Origin of the sequence: Pseudoalteromonas sp. SR41-7 (genome assembly GCF_014163935.1) — a bacterium.
GTDB lineage: Bacteria > Pseudomonadota > Gammaproteobacteria > Enterobacterales > Alteromonadaceae > Pseudoalteromonas > Pseudoalteromonas distincta.
Genome location: NZ_JACJEF010000008.1, coordinates 80,521 through 100,981, shown reverse-complemented (window position 1 = coordinate 100,981; position 20,461 = coordinate 80,521). Strand labels below are relative to the sequence as shown.

Here is a 20,461-nt window from a genome sequence, read left to right as displayed (position 1 = left end):
ACCATCTCCTATAAATGTTAGATTAAACCAGCGACTTTACGCGCTTGGTCTAGGTCAAATTCTTTATCATTAATCTTTAAATAGCTGCGACTTTCATCGCGAACTACAGTTGCTTCTATTACACCTGGTAAAGCAACTAACTGAGAAGCAAGTACTTGAGCATGCTCTTCAGAATCTAATTTGGTCATTAAACTAATAACTTTACTTTTGGGTGGGACTTGCATTTTCCACGCAATAATAAGCCATATTAACCCAACAAGTGCCGCTGCCGCAAACACAGCTTGCGTCGTTGTAGTTTGTGCTACATAGCCACCTAACATACCGCCTAAAAAGGCGCCTAAAAACTGACTAGATGAGTAGCCTCCCATTGCTGAACCTTTTTGGCTTGCAGGTGCTATTCGCGATACAAGCGCAGGCATAGTGGCTTCTAAAAAGTTAAACGCCACAAAATAAAGCAGCATACACACAGCAATGCCTACTACACTATTAACCCATACCGACATTGCTAACATACTAATAGTTAACAAGGCTACCGAGCCAATAAATGCTTGTTTTTCTTTCTCTTTTTTAATGGCCACAATCATTATTGGTACCATTAATAAAAATGCTAAAAATAGCACTGGAATATACAAATACCAGTGATGGTCGGCAACCAAGCCATCTTTAATTAATTGACTCGGCAGTACCACAAAAATTGTGGTTAGCGTTAAATGCAATAACAATACACCTGCATTTAATCGTGCTAACTGAGGGTGTTTAATTAATTTTTTAATGTCGCTGAAGCTTGCTAATGTATCGCCTTTGGGCGCTTTATTTACCGCCTTTGGCACTAGCATGGTCACTATAAATATACCAAAGACAGCTAAAATAGCAGTCAACCAAAATACACCTGCAATACCCCACGAAGCGGCGACAATTGGCCCAAGTAACATAGCAAAGGCAAAGCTCATTCCTATGCTCATACCAATAACGGCCATTACTTTTGGTCGTTGCTCATCGCGGCTTAAATCTGAAGCAAACGCGAGTAGCGCACTGGCTATTGCGCCCATACCTTGTAAAGCACGGCCTACGGTAACCATTTGGATAGAGTCAGCTAATGCAGCAACTACAGAGCCAATAGCAAATACAACTAAGCCACCAACAATAACCTTTTTACGACCAATCTTATCGGATAATCGACCCATAGGTATTTGTAGTACAGCTTGCGTTAAACCATACGCACCAATGGCAAAACCAATCCAAATAGGCGAAAAACCTTCAAGCGATTGTCCATAAATAGCCAATACAGGCATCAGCATAAACAAGCCGAGCATTCTAAATGCAAACACACTCGCCAGTGATACAGCGGCGCGTTTTTCTCGTGAATTAAGTGAAGATGCGGTCATTATCTGCGTGATCTTACTCTATGAAAAATTGAGGTTGGGATTCTACCATAAGCTTGGCAATAATTAATCGCCTATAAGTAAGGATTTTTCATTGATCAAGGATTAATATTGCTTCGTATTATGCGATACTGAGTAAATAATTTTGGTAACAAACGAGATAGCATGGAAAACATTGAAGTCCGAGGCGCCCGAACGCACAATTTAAAAGACATCAGCCTAACCATCCCACGTGATAAATTAATAGTTATTACGGGTCTATCTGGTTCGGGGAAGTCATCACTTGCATTTGATACGCTTTATGCAGAAGGACAACGCCGATATGTTGAATCACTCTCTGCGTACGCAAGACAATTTTTATCGCTCATGGAAAAGCCTGATGTGGATCACATCGAAGGCCTCTCTCCTGCCATTTCTATTGAGCAAAAGTCAACGTCTCATAACCCGCGTTCAACCGTAGGTACTATTACCGAAATTTACGATTATTTACGACTTATGTTTGCCCGCGTCGGCGAACCACGATGTCCTACACATGATTTACCACTTGCTGCGCAAACCGTTAGCCAAATGGTAGATACTGTTTTGGCTCTACCTGAGGGCAGTAAATTAATGCTGCTTGCGCCAATAGTAAAAGAGCGTAAAGGTGAGCATGTTAAGTTATTAGAACAGCTATCTAGCCAAGGTTATATTCGCGCCCGTATAGACGGTGAAGTATGTGACTTGTCTGATCCACCAACACTTGAGCTTCATAAAAAACATACAATAGAAGTTGTTGTAGACAGATTTAAAGTAAAAGATGGCTTACAACAACGCTTAGCAGAATCGTTCGAAACTGCACTTGAAATGTCTAATGGTGTTGCACATGTAGCATACATGGACGATAGCAGCGCTGAAGAAATTCTATTTTCAGCAAATTTTGCCTGCCCTACTTGTGGCTATGCAATGACTGAACTTGAGCCGCGTTTGTTTTCGTTTAATAACCCAGCTGGTGCTTGTCAAACCTGTGATGGCTTAGGTATACGTCAATATTTTGATCCTAATCGCGTAGTGCATAACCCAGAGTTAAGCCTTGCTGGCGGTGCAATTAAAGGCTGGGATAAACGCAGCTTTTATTACTATCAAATGCTGCAAGCGGTTGCGGATCATTACAATTTTGATTTAGACGTGCCTTATCAAGATTTAGACAGCGAATCGAAAAAAATTATTTTAGATGGCTCTGGTAGCACTAAAATTGCGTTTAATTACCGTAACGACCGTGGCGATTTAATTACGCGTAACCATGAGTTTGAAGGCGTTTTAAATAACATGAATCGCCGCTACCGCGAGACCGAGTCAAACTCTGTACGCGAAGAACTTGCTAAATACCAAACAAGCCAAGCATGTCCTAGCTGTAATGGCTCGCGTTTACGCGAAGAATCTCGAAATGTATTTATTGGGCAAACCAACTTACCTGCAATCACGTGCATGAGTATTGGTGAAGCTATGGAATTTTTTGAAGGTTTAGAGTTAACCGGACAAAAAGGCCAAATAGCTGAAAAAATATTAAAAGAAATTCGCGACCGCTTATCGTTTTTAATTAACGTTGGCCTAAATTACTTATCACTTGAGCGCAGTGCCGATACACTATCAGGTGGTGAGGCTCAACGTATCCGCTTAGCCAGTCAAATTGGTGCCGGTCTTGTAGGTGTAATGTACGTACTAGATGAGCCATCTATTGGATTACATCAACGCGATAACGACCGTTTATTACAAACATTGGTCCATTTGCGCGACTTAGGTAACACCGTTATTGTGGTAGAGCACGATGAAGATGCTATTCGTGCTGCAGATCATATTATTGATATTGGCCCAGGTGCGGGTGTTCATGGTGGGCATATTATTGCTCAAGGTACGCGCGACGATATTTTAGCAAGCAAAGAGTCTGTTACGGGCCAATTTTTATCAGGCGTACGTAAAATAGAAATACCAAAAGAGCGTCACCCAACGAACGACAAATGGCTAGAGCTATTTGGCGCAACGGGTAATAACCTTAAAAACGTGGATTTAAAAATCCCATTTGGTTTAATGACCTGTGTGACAGGTGTATCGGGCTCAGGTAAATCAACGCTAATAAACGATACTTTATTTAAACTTGCTCATACAGAGCTAAATGGCGCAACCACTGCCGAAGCGGCACCGTATAAATCAATTAGCGGTTTAGATCATTTTGATAAAGTGATCGATATTGATCAAAGCCCAATTGGTCGTACTCCTCGTTCAAATCCGGCAACCTACACAGGTATATTTACCGGTATTCGTGAGTTATTTGCAGGCACACAAGAAGCGCGCTCACGTGGCTACAAAGTAGGTCGCTTTAGCTTTAACGTTAAAGGCGGACGCTGTGAAGCGTGCCAAGGTGACGGCTTAATTAAAGTTGAAATGCACTTTTTACCTGATGTGTATGTACCGTGTGATGTATGTAAGAGCAAACGCTATAACCGCGAAACGCTCGAAGTCCAATACAAAGGTAAAAACATACACCAAGTACTTGAGATGACTGTTGAAGACGCGCATGAGTATTTTGACAAAATACCGGCTATTGCCCGCAAGCTTAAAACCTTAATGGACGTTGGTTTATCGTATGTCCGCTTAGGTCAAGCCGCTACCACGCTTTCAGGTGGTGAGGCGCAACGTGTAAAACTAGCACGCGAGCTATCAAAGCGTGATACTGGTAAAACACTCTACATATTAGATGAGCCTACAACAGGCTTACACTTTGCTGATATTGAACAGCTGCTTGTTGTATTACATCGCCTGCGCGATCACGGTAACACCATTGTGGTTATTGAGCACAACCTCGATGTTATTAAAACAGCAGATTGGGTTATTGATTTAGGACCTGAAGGCGGAGCTGGCGGCGGTGAAATACTCATTGCAGGTACACCAGAAGAAGTGGCCGAATGTGAGCGTTCACATACTGGGCATTACTTAAAACCTCTATTAAATAAATAGAGGTTCAGTTGTGACAAATTAATCGGCTTTGAGGTTATTTGACTGTCGAGATTACACTTAATTAAAAATGGCGAGAAGATTCACTTCTCGCTATTTTTTGGCTCTAATTTTTCTTTTATCAACATAACAATCGAAAATGTTATTAAAGAAAAGCAACACACTGCTGTAAATTTAACCTTGAAAGATCAACAGACCCTAGTTATTCCAACTTATCTGTATTATTTGCATGTCTTTATATTTTGATTCTGTAAAGAAAATTTGATTGTTATCACTAATAAAAAATGCGATGGGTTTAAAATCCACGTGCACATCTTTTACTGTCTTATCTTCTAAATTAAGCCGAGCAACTCTTGAAATCGCATCAGAGTAGTAAAGGTAATTACCATTAATAGCAAAAAGTTGTGCTTGTCGCGCGTCTTTGGGTAATTCCCAACTCTGTTTATTTGATAGTTTAATTAACTGATTATTAGTAATTGCATAATTAGTACCGTCAGCGCCTGAAATTAATTTGTTGGCTTTAATATCCTCTAATATAGTTGTGTCTCGCGTTAATAAATTAAACTGAGCAAATAGGTTTTCTGAACCACTTCGCTCTAAATAAATTATACTTTCATTATCTTTAGACCATACATAGTTTAGTATTTGTCGCCCTTTAAACTCAGCTATGGTATAGAGTTTGTTCGACATAACGTCAAAAAATGCAATATCGCTATTAACTCTTAATAAAACACGATCTTGCTTACTCGATACTCTTAGCCCGCCAATAGCAAAGGTAGATTTCCCTTCATAAGTAAAGTTACTAAGTTGCTTTGTAAGTCCATTTTGAGATAACCACAACTGACTGCTGCCAGAGCGCTCGGATACAAAAATATGCGCTGGTCCTTTCTCATTAATGACTTCTACAATGTGGTAGTCGTCTTCATCACTTTTGTAGAGTGCTTCATACTCAGGAACATCGCTAAAAAGATTAGTCGCTTTAATTAACGAAAATGCTTGTGTTTTATTTGCTGAGTAAAAGAGGCTATTAGCAGATTGAACTGCAATATAATAAGGTGAAATTGCTGGGGTAACCGTTAGTGTGCGTTTAATAATATTATTTTCATCAAACACAATGGTTGAAAGGTCAGAGGCTTCAAAAACAATCACGCCTTTATCGTCTGCAAGCCAGTCAAACGCGAAGCTAATTATGCTTTTCTTTGCTTTAAATAACCGCTTGGTTTCATGGGTCTCAAAGTTATAGCTAAATACAGAAAAAGGCTTACCCTTTTGACTAAGTATATATGCTATTTTATTACCTGAAGAAGATAAGCGCGGCATTATTACGCCATACATTACACCTGGTGGTGGAATAACAATGGACTCTTTTTGTAACTCTAAATCATATTTATATAAACCTGAACCCTCATGCTCATTTTTATATTCGGTGTAATAAATATGCTCACCACTTTCGTCTACTTGCGCATAACCTGTGTATCTAAGGTCACACTTTTTAATTAAGGTAGCCTCTCCTATAACAGGAAATTGGCTTAAATCGATGAGTACCATTTCACACTTTTGCTGCTTTAAGTTTGTAGCTTGTATAAGCACTGCGTGCTGATTTAACTGCCACGATAAAATAGATACTTGAAAGCCAGGATAGGTAATTTCAACCTCCCTTTGATCAGATAGTCGCTTTACAAATGCATGCATTACGTCATTTTCAGGTTCAACATTTGTATAAGCTAAATATTGTTTATCTGAGGACATCTCAGGGTGAACCTCACTGCCTATATTCCACGTGCTTGCTACCTTATTAACCGTGATCTGTTTAATCTTTTCGCTAGAAGGTGCATTAATAAAAAACAACCCAAACCATACTAAAGAGCACAGGCAAATAATGACGAGTAAAGAATAGATCAAAAACTTTTTACTGTTCTTTTTTTGAACTGCTTGAGAAGTAGTTGCAGTAGCTATCTCTTCATTTTTGGCAGAAATACCTAGTGAGTCGGGCAAAATGTTTGCAGACTCTTTCAAAACGTTTGCTTGCGTTAAACGCTCAGGTATTACTGTTAGGCTATATCCTTTACGGTAATGCGTTTTTAAAAGCGGCGCTTTTTCAATTGGGTGGGCAAGCTGCTTTCTTAACTCTGAGATTGCACGGTTAATCGCATTATCATCAACAAAGCTCTGTTGCCACACACTCTCAATAAGCTCTTGGCGGGAAACAATTTGTTGAGGCTTGTCTATAAAGTGAAGTAATAGCTTTACTAAAAGTGGATCTAATTCCCTTTCTAAATGGTTTGAAGTAATCACACAGCGATTACTAATAAATTGCCAAGGTCCGATTTGATAATTCATAGTTTTTACGTATTTTTATTTTTATAAACCGTATCACATCTACACTTTCTTTTATAGAAAAAGCATTTTAAACCTTATATTAGCATTATAAGGTTTAAGGCTAACCCTCTAAATTAAAACAATTATTTAATTTAAAAACCTTATCTATTAATTGCTCATAACTAGATAAGCGACTCTCAATAAATTCAGCGATATTCTTTAAACCGTCATCAACAAGCAGCTTAGTAAAAAATCATTTGTGATTCTAAATTGGCTGCAATTAAAAATATAAAAGGTTTAATTATGAATAGCACAATGAAAAAAGTACTACCGGCTTTACTACTAGCAAGTGCTTTTAATACAACTTCAGTTATTGCAGCTGACGCTAAACAACACACCGTTCAAAGTAATTTTAATCAATGCATAATTGGTGAAAGCGTAGAGGCGATTAACCCAGTTAATAAAAAGCAGCAAGAAACAAACAACATAGACGCCACTGAGTCTTTAAAAAGTAATGTTGATACACAAACGTTACTTTCTTCGATAGATGAAAAAATATCAGCTGAGCTTGACTCTTCAATGAGCAAAATAAACTCGCAAATTGATAAAAACCTTTCAAAGGTAACATCCTCAATCACTGCATATTTCAGCACTGTGTTATCGAACTAAAAACAATAAAATTAAAAGTTACATAAAGGAATTATCATGAAAAAATTCACAAAAAAGTTAGTATCTGCCAGCGTATTACTTAGCTGTAGTCTTTTAGCAAATACAGCACAGGCTCAAAGCTCTGTATGGCAAGTAAGCAATGGTAATGACTCACTATTTATTGGCGGTACAGTTCACATACTACCTAAAGCTGAAATGCCACTACCCGCTGAGTTTAACCATGCTTATGAACAAGCAGATACGATTATTTTAGAAGCACAGTTACCTGACCCAGCCGACACCAATGCGCAAATGCAAATGTTAGGCGCACTATCGTATACAAATAACGAAACGTTAAGTCAAAAACTAGAACCCGAGATTAAGGCATCACTTGAAAATAAGCTTAACGAGTTTGGCGCTAATCTCGCTAAGTTAGATGGTTTTCGCCCTGCTATGGTTAGTATTGTCTTAATGTCGATGGAGCTTCAAAAGCAAAATTTAATGGGTGAAGGTGTTGATGCTTATTTTACTAAAAAAGCGACTGAAGATAACAAAACAAAAAATTACTTAGAAACAATCGAATTTCAGTTAGAGCTTTTTAAAACAATGGGTCAAGGCAACGAAAACGATTTCATTAAACGTAACTTAGCCGAGCTTCACAACTATGGCGATATGTTTAAAGGACTTTTAGCTGCCTGGCGCAAAGGTGATACAGACACCCTAAATAAAGTAGCACTTGAAGATATGCAGAAAAATGATCCGAATAGTTATAAACAACTCATTACAGATAGAAATAATGATTGGTTACCAAAAGTAGAAGCCATGTTTAACAACGATAAAAATGAGTTTGTACTTGTTGGAGTTGCCCATCTTGCAGGACAAGATAGTTTACTTACCTTACTTGAAAATAAGGGCTATAAAGTTTCTCTAGTTGATATTGATAGCACGGCAGATATAACAGTAAGAGGGGCTGAATAATGGATAAAACAGACAAACTAGCTATATCGCTACTGTTTCTATTTGGGTCCATCATGTTGATATGTGCTATATAAAAAATGCCGCTAACAAGCGGCATTTTTTATTTTAATAAACTTACCCGCGAGGAATAAAACCAAGCACATCGTATACCGATTTCAATGTTTTCTCAGCACGTACACTTGCTTTTTCAGCACCTGACTTCATTATGCCATCAAGTAGGTTTTGATCTTCTCTGATCTCTTTAAAGCGTGCTTGAATTGGCTCAATCATATTTACAACTGCATCTGCTGTATCTTTCTTTAAATGGCCATACATTTTATCTTCATACTCAGGAACTAGGTCTTCAATTGAGCGCTTAGTTGCAACACTCAATAAAGTAAGCAAGTTTGATACGCCAGGCTTTTCTGTGCGATCAAAATATATACGTGCTTGTTCATCTGAATCAGTTACTGCTTTTTTTAGCTTTTTCACAATTTGCTTAGGCTCATCTAATAACATGATGTAACCATTTGGGTTTTCGTCAGACTTAGACATTTTTTTAAGTGGATCTTGCAAGCTCATTACGCGTGCACCAAACTCAGGGATGTACGGCTCTGGTAATTTAAATACGTCGCCATATAAATTATTAAAGCGTGTGGCTATATCGCGAGTCAGCTCTAAGTGTTGCTTTTGATCATCCCCTACTGGTACTTGATCAGCTTGGTATAATAAAATATCCGCAGCTTGCAATACTGGATATGAAAATAAGCCCACGTTTACGTTATTTGCGTGCTTAGATGACTTGTCTTTAAACTGAGTCATTCGATTAAGCTCACCCATTTGCGCGTAACAATTTAATACCCATGCCAATTGTGCGTGCTCAGGTACTTGCGATTGTACAAATAACGCAGATTTTTCAGGATCAATGCCACATGCCGCGTAAAGAGCAATACCATCTAACACTCGAGAGCGCAGTAATTCAGGCTCTTGGCGAACCGTAATAGCGTGTAAGTCTACTAACATAAAGAAACTTTCGTGGTCTTCCTGTAACTTTAGCCACTGGTTAATAGCGCCAACATAGTTGCCTATTGTCATACCACCGGTTGGCTGAATGCCGCTTAAAACTACTGGTTTACTCATGATTTTCCTTTATTTTGCTTAATGAATAATATTTAACGCTGCGTTAGAACAGGTATTATATCTAAGAAGTTATCGCATAGGTACTGCGGATTATAATCCTCAAGACTTTCACCTTGGTTATAGCCATAACTAAGTGCAATTACGTCTATATTAGCGGCTTTAGCTGCAAGTATATCGCTTTTAGAATCACCTATCATTATTGCTTTATTAGGCTCCGCATTTAGTTTTTTGCAGGCAAATAGCAATGGTTCTGGCGATGGTTTTTTTGCCATGTCGTCACCGCATACAACCACATCAAAATGACTCGTTAGTGCCAATTTTTCGAGTAGTTTCTCTGTAAAAATTCGAGACTTATTAGTGATTAATGCTTTAGGCATACCGCGAAGTGCTGCAAGCCCTGTTTCTACATGTTGGTACAAAACACTATACTCACCAACTTGCTGTTCATAATACTTATAGAACTGTAATATTGCTTTGCCACTAAGTGACTCATCTAGATTTTCACTCACTTGCATATCGCCACTCAAAGCGCGTTTAACAAGGACTTCAACCCCATTACCAATCCAACTTTCAACCAAGCGTTGACTAACAATAGGAAAAGCAAAATCGCTCAAGGTTAAATTAATAGCGATATACAAGTCGTAAACGCTATCAACCAAAGTACCATCTAAATCAAATAAGGCGACATCGTACTTCATTACTTAACACTTCCAAGCTGCTCACGCATTTGATCAATCACTACTTTGTAATCAGGTTGATTAAAAATAGCTGAGCCTGCAACAAACATATCAGCACCCGCTCGAGCCGCTGCTGCAATATTATCGACTTTAATACCACCATCAACCTCTAAGCGAATATCTCGGCCTGATTCAATAATACGCTGTTTTGCTTGGCGTAATTTTTCAAGCGTATGAGGGATAAAGCTTTGCCCGCCAAACCCAGGATTTACCGACATTAGTAAAATAGTATCTAGCTTATCAATAACATGGTCTAAATAACTTAGGCTTGTTGCTGGGTTAAACACTAAGCCTGCTTTACAGCCGTGATCTTTAATTAACTGTATTGTACGATCGACGTGCTCACTGGCTTCAGGATGAAAAGTAATAATAGAAGCACCAGCCTCAGCAAATAAAGGTATTATGCTATCTACAGGCTTAACCATTAAATGTACGTCGATAGGTGCTGTAATACCGTAATCTCTTAGTGCTTTACACACCATAGGACCAATTGTGAGATTAGGTACATAGTGATTATCCATTACATCAAAGTGAACCACATCAGCACCCGCTTCGAGAACTTTATCAACATCTTCGCCTAGCTTTGCAAAATCAGCAGACAAAATAGAAGGGGCTATTAAATATTTTTGCTCTGGGTTAAACATGATTAACTCCATCAATAAATAGTGTATTGCGTTAATGTAACTTAATTGAAGATGTTACCCAAGTAATATGGCGTAATAGCTCCCATTTTAGGTAACTTTAAGTTTGATATTTAACCAATATTTGCTATGATTAAAAAAGTAACAAATTATTGGATTTCATCATGCGTGCTTTTAAAATTGGGATATTAATTGCGTCGGCATTACTGCTTATCGGGGCGTTTAGCTTTGGTTCAAGCTCTGAGCAAGAATTAAGCTCAGTGAGTAATTGTCATAATACACAAGTGGTAAGTGCTCAAAACACTTTAACTGCGTGTATTAAAGCTGAAGAAGAGTCATCATGGTTTTCGTGGTTAACTGGCGATAGCCGTAGTGCTCAGTTTCATTACCTTGATTTACTGGAACTACTTACTAGTTCTGAAGATTCTAAAAACGCTCCTTCTTTAAAACCTTTATTTTAAATAATGCTACAATTTTTTAGCGCGTTGCAAAGTGTGCTAGCTGCATTTTTTGGTGTTCAGTCTGAAAATAAACGCCAAGTCGATTTTAAACAACACTCCCCTTTATCCATCATTTTAATTGCGATTGTACTATTTGTTGCTTTTGTTATCGCAATTTACGCAGTGGTTGCTTGGGTGCTAAATACATAGCCATCAACTCGTCAACTTTATTTCTAGAGCCACCTTTGGGGCTAATAGTGCGCTTTACTTGAATTTGTTCAAGCGATGCTTGGCTATAAATTTTACGCGTCCACACGGTATCGTGGTTTGAAATAAGCACAGGCGTGTTATTTTCAAATGCGGCTTGTTCTGCCAAATTAGCTAAGTTAGCCTGATCATCTAAATTAAAACCCCCTTTAGCGTATGACGTAAAAGAAGCGGTTTTACTTAATGGCACATAAGGTGGGTCGCAATAAATAACAGCATTGTTAGGCACTAACTTAAAAACGTCATCGTAATCTAAACAAGTGAACGTTGCTTTTTGTGCTTTTTCAGCAAAAAAATACATTTCTTTTTCAGGAAAGTAAGGCTTTTTATACTTACCAAAAGGCACATTAAAAATGCCTTTTAAATTATACCTACACAGTCCGTTGTAACCATGGCGGTTCATGTATAAAAACAAGATTGAACGTTCGTATACATCACGGCTTTGATTAAACTGCACACGATATTCGTAATACGCATCTGCGTGATTATTCAAATCAACAAATAGCTTTTTAGCGTCACTAATAAGCTCATCTGGAGAGCTTTTAAGCTCTTTATATAAGTTAATTAAGTCTGCATTGATATCGTTGAGAATATAGTGCTTAAAGTCACTATTTAAAAACACAGAGCCTGCACCAACAAAAGGTTCAACCAAAGTATCAGCATGCTTGCTAGCTTGGTTTAATCGCGCATTAATGTTTTCAACTAGGCTGTATTTTCCGCCGGCCCATTTAAGGAAGGCTCTACTTTTTTGCTGCATTGGCTCTTTACTTCAATCTGGTGTTGCGCGATTTTACACTAAAGCAGTGTGTTTTACTGATCAACGACTGCTATTTCTTGCTTTATTTTACTAATTTTTTTATAGAAAGGTTTATTTTTTCTAACCCCAGGGGGTAAAGTATCCATTGCTGATTTTGCCTCGTTTATACTCTCAAAGCTGCCAAATGTAACAACCCACCATATTTGATTATTTCGCTTCGTTTGGTAAGAATGTGCTTGCTGCTGTAGATTGAATTGAGCAATGAAATTATCGCGAACTTCCTGCTGAGTTACCGCTAATAATTGAATAACACTATTTGTATCTGCTTGCTGCATGTACCAAATATTATCTTGGCTGATCTGAGTTTGCTCTGCTGTATTTACTTTCTCTACTTTTAGAGCTTTAGATACAACTTCACCTGCTTCACTGCTTTTGTTTTTAACGCTATTATCAATAGCATTGTCTAATACCTTGACGGTATTTGCAGGTTCGGTAAGACTTTGCATGATAGCAGGCACATCATTAATGTGTACGCTCTCTGGCTCAATATCTGGCTCAACTACTTCAGGGTCATTTAAAGTAACTACTGACTCATTTTGCTTTATAACCGGCTCACTTACTTGCTCTACAGATATTGCTGTATTTAGGACTTGCGCTTCTTCCTGCTGATAATATTGTTGCCACCACTGCGTCATATCAGACTTATAAAGCAGACCAATAATTAAAAGCATAATTAACAACATCAAAATCAATAAGTGCAATCGCCAAGATACTTTATCTTTAACGATAATATCGGCTATGTGCTCACTAGGTTGCCAAGCAAGCAATAAGCTGGGATTACCATGAGCCTCGGCTAAAAAAGTACTAAAAACAGGGTCTTCATCATAAGGTAAATCAGTAAAGTACCGCTGCAATAACATCTTGCTTTCTCGAAGCGTCAGTGGCTCCAAGTAAATTTCGACAGCATCATTTAAAGCAAGTTTAGACTGTGATGCAATTATGATATACAACGTATTAGGGCTATTTTTAGAAAGCAGCTCAAGCTCAATTAGTATCTCTTCAGATAATTGCCTACCGCCATCAAGCACCCATAAACAAGGTCCGCACTGCTGTTGCTCAAGCAGCTGGTAATAGTTTTCAGGTAAACTTAAATTATGATCAACTAAAGGGGAATTAAAGCTTTGCTCTAATAAATCGCTCATTAGCTGAGCGTCAGTCATTTGTGCACTTACTTGCACAAACGCTTTATTAAAGTCATTGTATTTATCTGTAATGAAGGTTTCGAGCATATAACTTTTACCTAGCCCCGATGTGCCAAGTAAAACTATTAAATTTTGTCCGTACTCAAATTGCAGTGCGATTCTATCCACCAAAGCCGCACGGCTTGGTAAAATTTGTGACTGCATTTACTGCTCGATTAAGTCTCTAACTTGGTCATCAGAAACATCATCAACTAATGCACACTGGCCAAATTGGGTAGGTAGAATAAAGCGTATAGTGCCTCTTTTATTCTTTTTGTCTTTACGCATATGCGTTAGGAACTGCTCACTAGTCATTTGCTTTGGAATTTCTGTTGGTAAATTATATAGCTCAAGCAGCTTAATAATTCGATCAACTTCACTTGCGCTTAAATCTTGGCGTGTCTTGGCAAGTTTAGCTGCTAATACCATGCCTGTTGCAACAGCTTCGCCATGTAACCAAACGCCGTAGCCCATTTCTGCCTCAATTGCATGGGCAAATGTATGACCTAAGTTTAATAAAGCACGTAAACCATGCTCTTTTTCATCTTGCGCAACTATAAGCGCTTTTATTTCACAACATCTAAAAATAATATGCTGTAAGCACGTTTCATCTAGTTGCTGCAAATTAGCTACGTTTCGCTCTAAGTATGCAAATAATTCGGTATCGTAAATCAGACCATACTTAATTACTTCAGCCATACCTGCTGCAAACTCTCTTGCTGGTAGGGTGTGTAATGTTTGTGTATCAATAAAAACCGCTTGAGGCTGATAAAATGCCCCTATCATATTTTTACCTAAAGGATGATTTACTGCCGTTTTACCACCTACCGATGAATCAACCTGTGAAAGCACTGTCGTTGGTATTTGAATAAACGGTACGCCGCGCTGATAACACGCTGCTACAAAACCAGTTAGATCACCTATAACACCGCCACCTAACGCGATTAAACACGTATCTCGGCCACAGTTATTTTGTAGTAAAAATGCTGATATTTTTTCAAACCATTCAAGTGATTTATATTGTTCACCGTCAGGAATAATAAAAGATAGCGGATTTTGATCTGCTAATGAGTCAAGTAACGCTTGTAAATATAAAGGCGCTATTGTGTCATTAGTAATGATGATAGGCCGACAATCACCAATGTGGTGAACCAGGCGGCCATTATCTTGAAGTGCAGATTGCCCAATATAAATAGGATAACTTCGCTCGTCCAAATTAACTGTTAATTTAAGCATGCTTAGTTATTTCCTTATTATTGGTTTTTAAAAATCTAATTTCTCGATGATTTGGTTAGCAACAACTTTAGCGCTTTGCTCATCGGTACGTACAACAAAATCGGCAACTTCTTTGTATAGGGGCTCGCGTTCTTCTGCTAAGCGCTCTAGTACGTTACGAGGTGCTTCTTCAGTTTGCAGTAATGGGCGACGCTTGTCGCGTTGCGTGCGTGCAACTTGCTTTTCTATAGGTGTCTCTAGGTATACAACGATACCTCGAGCCGAAAGCTTGTTTCGAACTTCTTTGCTCATTACTGAACCACCACCGGTAGCAAGTACAATACCTTGCATCTCGGTTAAATCGCCAATAACAGACTCTTCTCGAAGTCTAAAGCCTTCTTCACCTTCAAGATCGAATACCCATGCAATATCTGCACCTGTGCGGCGTTCGATTTCTTGATCAGAATCAACAAATTCAAGGTGTAATTGGTCAGCGATGTGACGACCAATCGTGCTTTTGCCAGCCCCCATGGGGCCAACTAGAAATATATTACGTTTCTCAGCCATATCTTTTAGTACAAACAAACTCTAAAATTTGAAATAAAACCCCGCCTAACGACCTGGCCCCAAAATTAAGGAGGGGATTATCTCAGTAATTGCAGGGGTATTTCAAGTCAATTAGAATAAAAAGCCATATAACGAGCAATTAATCTAAATAATCACCCGTTGGTTAACATAAAACCACTGTATTTTAATCAATTTGTATTTTCGGTGTCACGAAAATAAGTAATTCACGCTTTTCATTAAACTCACTTGTGGTTTTAAATAGTCTTCCTACGTAAGGAATGTCACCTAAAATTGGCACTTTACTCGTAGTATTAATGATTTGCTGTTGGAAAATACCACCGAGTACTACGGTTTGGCCATTCTCGACTAACACTTGTGTTTGAATTTCTTGAGTATCAATAGACACCGCTTCACCAGTACCTGTTTGTACAGTATCACCACGTGTATCTTGAGTAATAATTAAATCTAGAATTACTTTATTATCAGGTGTGATATGAGGTGTAACTTCTAAGCTCAGTACCGCTTTTTTAAAGCTTACGGTAGTAGCACCGCTTGAAGCTGACTCAGTATAAGGAATTTCAGTACCTTGCTCTATTCGGGCTTTTTGCTGATTAGCCGCTATGATACGTGGACTAGCAATAATCTCACCTTTATTCTCTTCTTCAAGCGCACTTAGTTCTAAATCAATCAGCGTACCGTTAGCCAGTTTTGCTATATGTAAGCCAATGCTAGCCGCAGGGTTAGTGATAGGTAAATTTACATTTAATCGGTCTGAAATACTTGGTGCATCTGAAGTAGATGTCGCATTATAAATACCTTCTGCGCCTTCAAGAGAGCCTGAAATACCAACACTACTGCCTTGGTCACTAAAGCCCCAACGTACGCCTAAGTCTTCAGTAACGTTATCGCGTACCGTTACCATTCGAGATTCGATTACAACCTGCTGCACTGGAATATCGAGCGTTTCTATCATCCGGCGAATGTTTTCTATACTCTTTACAGTATCTTTTACCAACAAAGTATTTGTACGTTGATCAACAGATACACTACCACGGGCAGTTATAATACTGTTTGTATCTGTTTTTAATAAGTCAGCAAAATTTTCGGCTTTAGCATAGTTTAATCGGATGTATTCACTATATAGGGGCTCTAAGTCTTCAACTTGCTGTTTAGCTTTTAAGTCTTTGGCTTCACGTGCTGCAAGTTCTTCTGCAGGCGCTACCATTAATATAGAGCCATCCATGCGCTTATCTAGCCCTTTAATACGTAGTACTACGTCAAGCGCTTGATCCCACGGTACACCATCTAGGCGCAGCGTTATATTGCCCGTTACTGAATCACTGGTTACTAAGTTAAAGTCGTTGTAACCCGCGATAATTTGCAGTGCTGCACGCACAGAGATATCTTGAAAATTTAAGGTCATAGGGCGACCTTGATACTCAACCCCACCATCTAAGTACGCATTTTGCGTTTCATCTTTTTCTACTGTCAACGTTAAAATATTATCTATTTGCTGATACGTAAACGTGAACTGAGCATTAGGTTCGATAACAACACGACTTAAACCATCTTCTTTAAAAGTCTCGATATTACTTACAACAGTTCCAAAATCTAATACATCTAATTCATAAAGTAGATCGTCTAAAATATCGGTGTGATGAAAGTCAGCGTAAATTTTCCCGCCACTTTCATGGACTTCAATTGCAGCTTGAGTGTCTTGTAAAAATACAAGTACTTTTGCTTCACCCTTCTCACCACGTCTAAAATCAATTGACTGGATACGGTTAATGTAATTTCCACTTACATCACCTGAGTCCATCACTACATCTTCATTTTCAGATTCTGTAAGAGGGTTATCAGAGACACGTATCGATACTAAATTATTATGAACTTCAGTCTCATAAATTTTTAATCTATCTAAGTTTACCGTTACCTTTAAACCACTGTTAGTTAAAACATTAGTAACACTGCTAATTCCAGCTTGATTAACTTCAACATCATTTAAACCAACTTCTAACTCTGCAGTATCAAAAAACATTTCGATTCGGGCTGGGCTATTAAACACTTGAACTTTTGGTTCAAAGGTTAACTCTTCATCAAAAACAAGCTGTAATTCAGTTTCGCCTTTAAGTAATGGATTATAACGAACATCATAAAGCAATGGCCCAGCTATGGCTGAGTTTACAGTGACTAAAGCAACAGCAGCCAGTAATGTCCGTGAAATACGATGAAGCCAAAGTACATCCTTATGCATCCTATTTTTACCTTTTTTATTATTAATTTGCGCCATCTGTTGCCGCCTCTAACATTTCTAATTTCGTCAGGCGCTCTTTCCAACAGCCAGACCCATCAGGGATTAATTCCACTAATTCTATATAGTCGTTGCTTACTCTTTTTACTTTGCCATCATAACTTCCAAGATAATTCCCTACAGTTACGCGGTGCAAAGTGTCATCTGTTGCTGTAATTAATGCCCATATTTGTCCACTAGAGCCAATTGTGCCTTTCATTGCTAAATTATCTAGCGGGTATTTCTCTAACGGTTCGCGGCGACGCTCTTGATCTGGGTGCAAACAGTTTTTTACCTGCGTTAGTTTATTTTGAATAATCTCAGGCTGAGGCGCTACAAACGGGCTACGTAGCTGACCAGCACTGTACTCAAATATTTCAAACTTTGTCAGTTCAGGAATCGTCTCAACCTTTGGTGTGGTGCTTGCTTTTACCTGATCAATAAATTCTTTTTGCTCAGAAGTGTCATCATTACAACCAGCTAAAACAAATGCTATAGCTAAAGGTACTACGCGAAGGAGTTTCATTTTTTAACCCCTTCTTCATAACGATATGTTTTTGCTACAACACTGAATGTTAACTGTTTATCGCCCGATGATAAAATAGAAAAGTCATGTAAGCTTACAATTCGGGGTAACTGGGCCACTTTACCTACAAACTCACCAAACTCATGGTAGCTACCTATTACTTCGATTTTAATAGGCAGCTCGGTATAAAATTCTTTTTCAACTTCTGGCAGCCAACCTATTTTTAAAAAAGTCAGACCACTCGTTGTCCCAACATATGATAAATCATCAAGTAAACCAGGAGTTTCATTCGAAGTGGGTAGACGCTTTAATAGCTGTGAAAACTTATCTTCCATTTCAATCATTTGTTGACGATATATTTCAAGCTTGCTCGCTACTGCATACTTAGTTCGATAAGTTGTTCGTAGTTCAACTTCTTTTGCCACGGCACTATGGTAGCTGTCAATTTCATCAGAAACTAATAGGCTATAACTAAAAAACAATACAAGGCCCGCAACAAATGTGCAGCAAATTGCTTTAACAGCAATTGGCCAATCACCAATGTTATCAAGCTCTATTTCATTCCAATCAATTTCACTCAGTGCTTTAAAATCAAGGTTCATCGCTAACCTCACCAATTTTATCAAATGGTTTTACATAAAATTCCATATTAAAATCACTAAGTAAACGCGAAGATTGATCGCCTGCAACAATGCCCTGCATTGAAGGATTCTCTAGTAAATATGAGCTTTGTACTTGGCGGAGCATTGTTGATAGACGATTATTAGATTCACTACGTCCTAAAACATGTATTTGGCTGCCTTTGCGCTCCAGTTTTGTTAAATAAACACCACCTGGCACTATTTTGGCAACTTCATCCATTATTTGCGTACCCAAGTTACGGCTGCTTTGCAATTCTTCAATGAGCCTCATACGCTGTTGTAAATTTTCCTTTCTTTTATCTAAGCTTCGTATTTCACTTATTTTTTTATCTAGCATGCTAATTTCTGAGCTTAAATAATTATTCTTTAAGTTTTGACCGTCTTTTAAGGCACTATAAAAAGAGCTTAATAAATACATACTTGCAAAACAAAGTATAACGACACCAACAAGTATAGTTACAAATTTCTTTTTCGATTCTTCGCGTTGTGATTCACGCCAAGGCAGTAGATTTATATGTGGCATGTTGAAAAACTCCTTAATGCCAACCCTGTTGCAATTGCAAACTGCGTTTTGTGACGCTGCATTATATTACGGTCTACCTTTGGGGAAATTTCCATATTTACAAAAGGCTCTGCAACAACTGAGTGGATACCGAGTTCTTCAATAAGCAATCGGTCGATACCTTTTATCATCGATGTACCGCCCGTTAATACAATATAATCTATTTGCTCTTTACCACTGGTTGTTAAAAACATTTGCACAGCTCTGCGAACTTGTTGAAGTAACGAAGTTTGAAAAGGGGCTAATACTTCAAAGGTATAGTTTGGCGGTAAATCACCTGATGTTTTGCCTATTTCGGCTTCATCAAAGCCTTTATTATAATAAGCAACAATACTATTTGTATATTGATCGCCACCAAAAACTTGGTCACGGGTATAAATGGTTTCCCCAGCTTGCACAACACTCACAAGCATTAAAACTGCGCCAATATCGACCACAGCCACACACTTATTAAATGCATCGCTAGGTAATTGTTGATAGTAAACGTCCATAGCACGGCTCAATGCGTAGCTTTCTACATCTACTATTTTGGCCTCTAAATTTGCGGCTTCTAAAGCGCCCACCCGTGCTTCAACACTCTCAGTACGAGCAGCCGAAAGCAAAACATTCATTTTGCTAGGATCGGCCTCATTCGTCGAAAGCTTCTCAAAATCGAGGCTCACTTCATCAAGTGGGTAAGGGATTAAACTATCAGCTTCAATTTCAATTTGCGATTCAAGTTCAGCATCTGTTAACGATACATCCATGAAGATCACTTTTGTAATAACTGTTTGGCCAGAAACAGCCACTGCAGCAGATTTTAACGACTTCGGTAATTTTTTTCTTAATTTTGTAATAACGTTACCAATCGCTTCAATATCTTGGATTGTGCGCTCACTCATCGCACCTTTTGGCATCGGCTCAATTGCAAGTGCTTCTAGTCGAAATCCAGTTTCAATTTCACGTAAAAGCACCGCTTTGATAGAGTGCGATCCAATATCAATTCCTACCATCATCGGGGACGGTTTTTGAAATAGTTGACTTAGCATGTTTCAACTTGGCCTTTGTTTTAATAATAAACAAGTTATAATTTTTATCTGAAAAAATATTATTCATTTTTTAATCAATATATACTAGCAGTCAAAACTCGCAATTGGGAGTCCA

19 protein-coding genes are annotated in these 20,461 nt (G+C 38.3%); 5 read left to right on the top strand and 14 right to left on the bottom strand.

The genetic code is table 11. The annotated features are described in order from the left end of the window. Positions 1 to 17: 17 nt before the first annotated feature. Positions 18 to 1,385, bottom strand: coding sequence for an MFS transporter (locus tag H5092_RS12615; RefSeq protein ID WP_149602041.1), 1,368 nt, complete (start codon positions 1,383 to 1,385; stop codon positions 18 to 20). 162 nt (positions 1,386 to 1,547) lie between these two features. Here H5092_RS12615 and uvrA point away from each other — a divergent pair, with 162 nt between their 5' ends. Continuing rightward, positions 1,548 to 4,373, top strand: a complete 2,826-nt coding sequence (gene uvrA / locus H5092_RS12610) for an excinuclease ABC subunit UvrA (protein ID WP_182733624.1) — start codon at positions 1,548 to 1,550, stop codon at positions 4,371 to 4,373. Positions 4,374 to 4,568: 195 nt separating this feature from the next. Here uvrA and H5092_RS12605 read toward each other — a convergent pair whose 3' ends face one another. Further along, positions 4,569 to 6,710 carry a helix-turn-helix domain-containing protein gene (locus tag H5092_RS12605; protein WP_182733623.1) on the bottom strand — a complete coding sequence of 714 codons (2,142 nt, stop codon included), beginning with the start codon at positions 6,708 to 6,710 and terminating at the stop codon, positions 4,569 to 4,571. 282 nt (positions 6,711 to 6,992) lie between these two features. Between H5092_RS12605 and H5092_RS12600 the strand changes: the two genes are divergently transcribed. Both H5092_RS12600 and H5092_RS12595 read left to right on the top strand, forming a co-directional pair. Continuing rightward, complete coding sequence (locus H5092_RS12600; protein ID WP_182733622.1) at positions 6,993 to 7,358, top strand: hypothetical protein; 366 nt, start codon at positions 6,993 to 6,995, stop codon at positions 7,356 to 7,358. A 36-nt stretch (positions 7,359 to 7,394) separates the two neighbouring features. Further along, positions 7,395 to 8,315, top strand: coding sequence for a TraB/GumN family protein (locus H5092_RS12595; protein WP_182733621.1), 921 nt, complete (start codon positions 7,395 to 7,397; stop codon positions 8,313 to 8,315). A 114-nt stretch (positions 8,316 to 8,429) separates the two neighbouring features. On the opposite strand, the gene trpS is transcribed toward H5092_RS12595, so the two are convergent. The 3 genes from trpS to rpe are packed head-to-tail and all read right to left on the bottom strand — an operon-like array spanning position 8,430 to position 10,815. Next, positions 8,430 to 9,434 (bottom strand): tryptophan--tRNA ligase, encoded by a 1,005-nt coding sequence (gene trpS, locus H5092_RS12590; protein ID WP_182733620.1) that lies wholly within the window; start codon positions 9,432 to 9,434, stop codon positions 8,430 to 8,432. Between the two features lie 32 nt (positions 9,435 to 9,466). After that, positions 9,467 to 10,132 (bottom strand): phosphoglycolate phosphatase, encoded by a 666-nt coding sequence (locus H5092_RS12585; RefSeq protein ID WP_024606487.1) that lies wholly within the window; start codon positions 10,130 to 10,132, stop codon positions 9,467 to 9,469. Continuing rightward, positions 10,132 to 10,815: a ribulose-phosphate 3-epimerase gene (rpe, locus tag H5092_RS12580; RefSeq protein ID WP_002958386.1), complete on the bottom strand. Its 684-nt coding sequence runs from the start codon at positions 10,813 to 10,815 to the stop codon at positions 10,132 to 10,134. Before rpe ends, H5092_RS12585 begins: the two co-directional genes overlap by 1 nt. 161 nt (positions 10,816 to 10,976) lie before the next feature. Between rpe and H5092_RS12575 the strand changes: the two genes are divergently transcribed. Further along, on the top strand, positions 10,977 to 11,273 hold the full coding sequence (locus H5092_RS12575) for a hypothetical protein (protein WP_002958385.1): 297 nt from the start codon (positions 10,977 to 10,979) through the stop codon (positions 11,271 to 11,273). Between the two features lie 3 nt (positions 11,274 to 11,276). Continuing rightward, a complete protein-coding gene (locus H5092_RS12570) occupies positions 11,277 to 11,462 on the top strand; it encodes a DUF2970 domain-containing protein (RefSeq protein ID WP_002958384.1) in 186 nt (61 codons plus the stop codon). On the opposite strand, the gene H5092_RS12565 is transcribed toward H5092_RS12570, so the two are convergent. The 9 genes from H5092_RS12565 to H5092_RS12525 form a co-directional block, all read right to left on the bottom strand. After that, positions 11,419 to 12,276 carry a Dam family site-specific DNA-(adenine-N6)-methyltransferase gene (locus H5092_RS12565; RefSeq protein WP_002958383.1) on the bottom strand — a complete coding sequence of 286 codons (858 nt, stop codon included), beginning with the start codon at positions 12,274 to 12,276 and terminating at the stop codon, positions 11,419 to 11,421. The genes H5092_RS12570 and H5092_RS12565 overlap by 44 nt on opposite strands. Positions 12,277 to 12,329: 53 nt before the next feature. Further along, positions 12,330 to 13,682: an SPOR domain-containing protein gene (locus H5092_RS12560; protein ID WP_182733619.1), complete on the bottom strand. Its 1,353-nt coding sequence runs from the start codon at positions 13,680 to 13,682 to the stop codon at positions 12,330 to 12,332. Beyond that, positions 13,683 to 14,753, bottom strand: coding sequence for a 3-dehydroquinate synthase (aroB, locus tag H5092_RS12555; RefSeq protein WP_024596026.1), 1,071 nt, complete (start codon positions 14,751 to 14,753; stop codon positions 13,683 to 13,685). 27 nt (positions 14,754 to 14,780) lie between these two features. Beyond that, entirely contained in the window at positions 14,781 to 15,299 is a 519-nt protein-coding gene (gene aroK / locus H5092_RS12550; RefSeq protein ID WP_004589350.1) for a shikimate kinase AroK, read from the bottom strand. A gap of 184 nt (positions 15,300 to 15,483) precedes the next feature. Beyond that, complete coding sequence (locus tag H5092_RS12545) at positions 15,484 to 17,589, bottom strand: type IV pilus secretin PilQ (protein ID WP_182733618.1); 2,106 nt, start codon at positions 17,587 to 17,589, stop codon at positions 15,484 to 15,486. Continuing rightward, entirely contained in the window at positions 17,576 to 18,115 is a 540-nt protein-coding gene (locus H5092_RS12540; protein ID WP_002958378.1) for a pilus assembly protein PilP, read from the bottom strand. The genes H5092_RS12545 and H5092_RS12540 overlap by 14 nt, the downstream gene beginning before the upstream one ends. Beyond that, positions 18,112 to 18,717 (bottom strand): type 4a pilus biogenesis protein PilO, encoded by a 606-nt coding sequence (locus H5092_RS12535; RefSeq protein WP_024596028.1) that lies wholly within the window; start codon positions 18,715 to 18,717, stop codon positions 18,112 to 18,114. The genes H5092_RS12540 and H5092_RS12535 overlap by 4 nt, the downstream gene beginning before the upstream one ends. Then, positions 18,707 to 19,279: a PilN domain-containing protein gene (locus H5092_RS12530; protein WP_002958376.1), complete on the bottom strand. Its 573-nt coding sequence runs from the start codon at positions 19,277 to 19,279 to the stop codon at positions 18,707 to 18,709. Before H5092_RS12530 ends, H5092_RS12535 begins: the two co-directional genes overlap by 11 nt. After that, complete coding sequence (locus H5092_RS12525; protein ID WP_024596029.1) at positions 19,267 to 20,346, bottom strand: pilus assembly protein PilM; 1,080 nt, start codon at positions 20,344 to 20,346, stop codon at positions 19,267 to 19,269. The genes H5092_RS12530 and H5092_RS12525 overlap by 13 nt, the downstream gene beginning before the upstream one ends. Between the last annotated feature and the right edge of the window lie 115 nt (positions 20,347 to 20,461).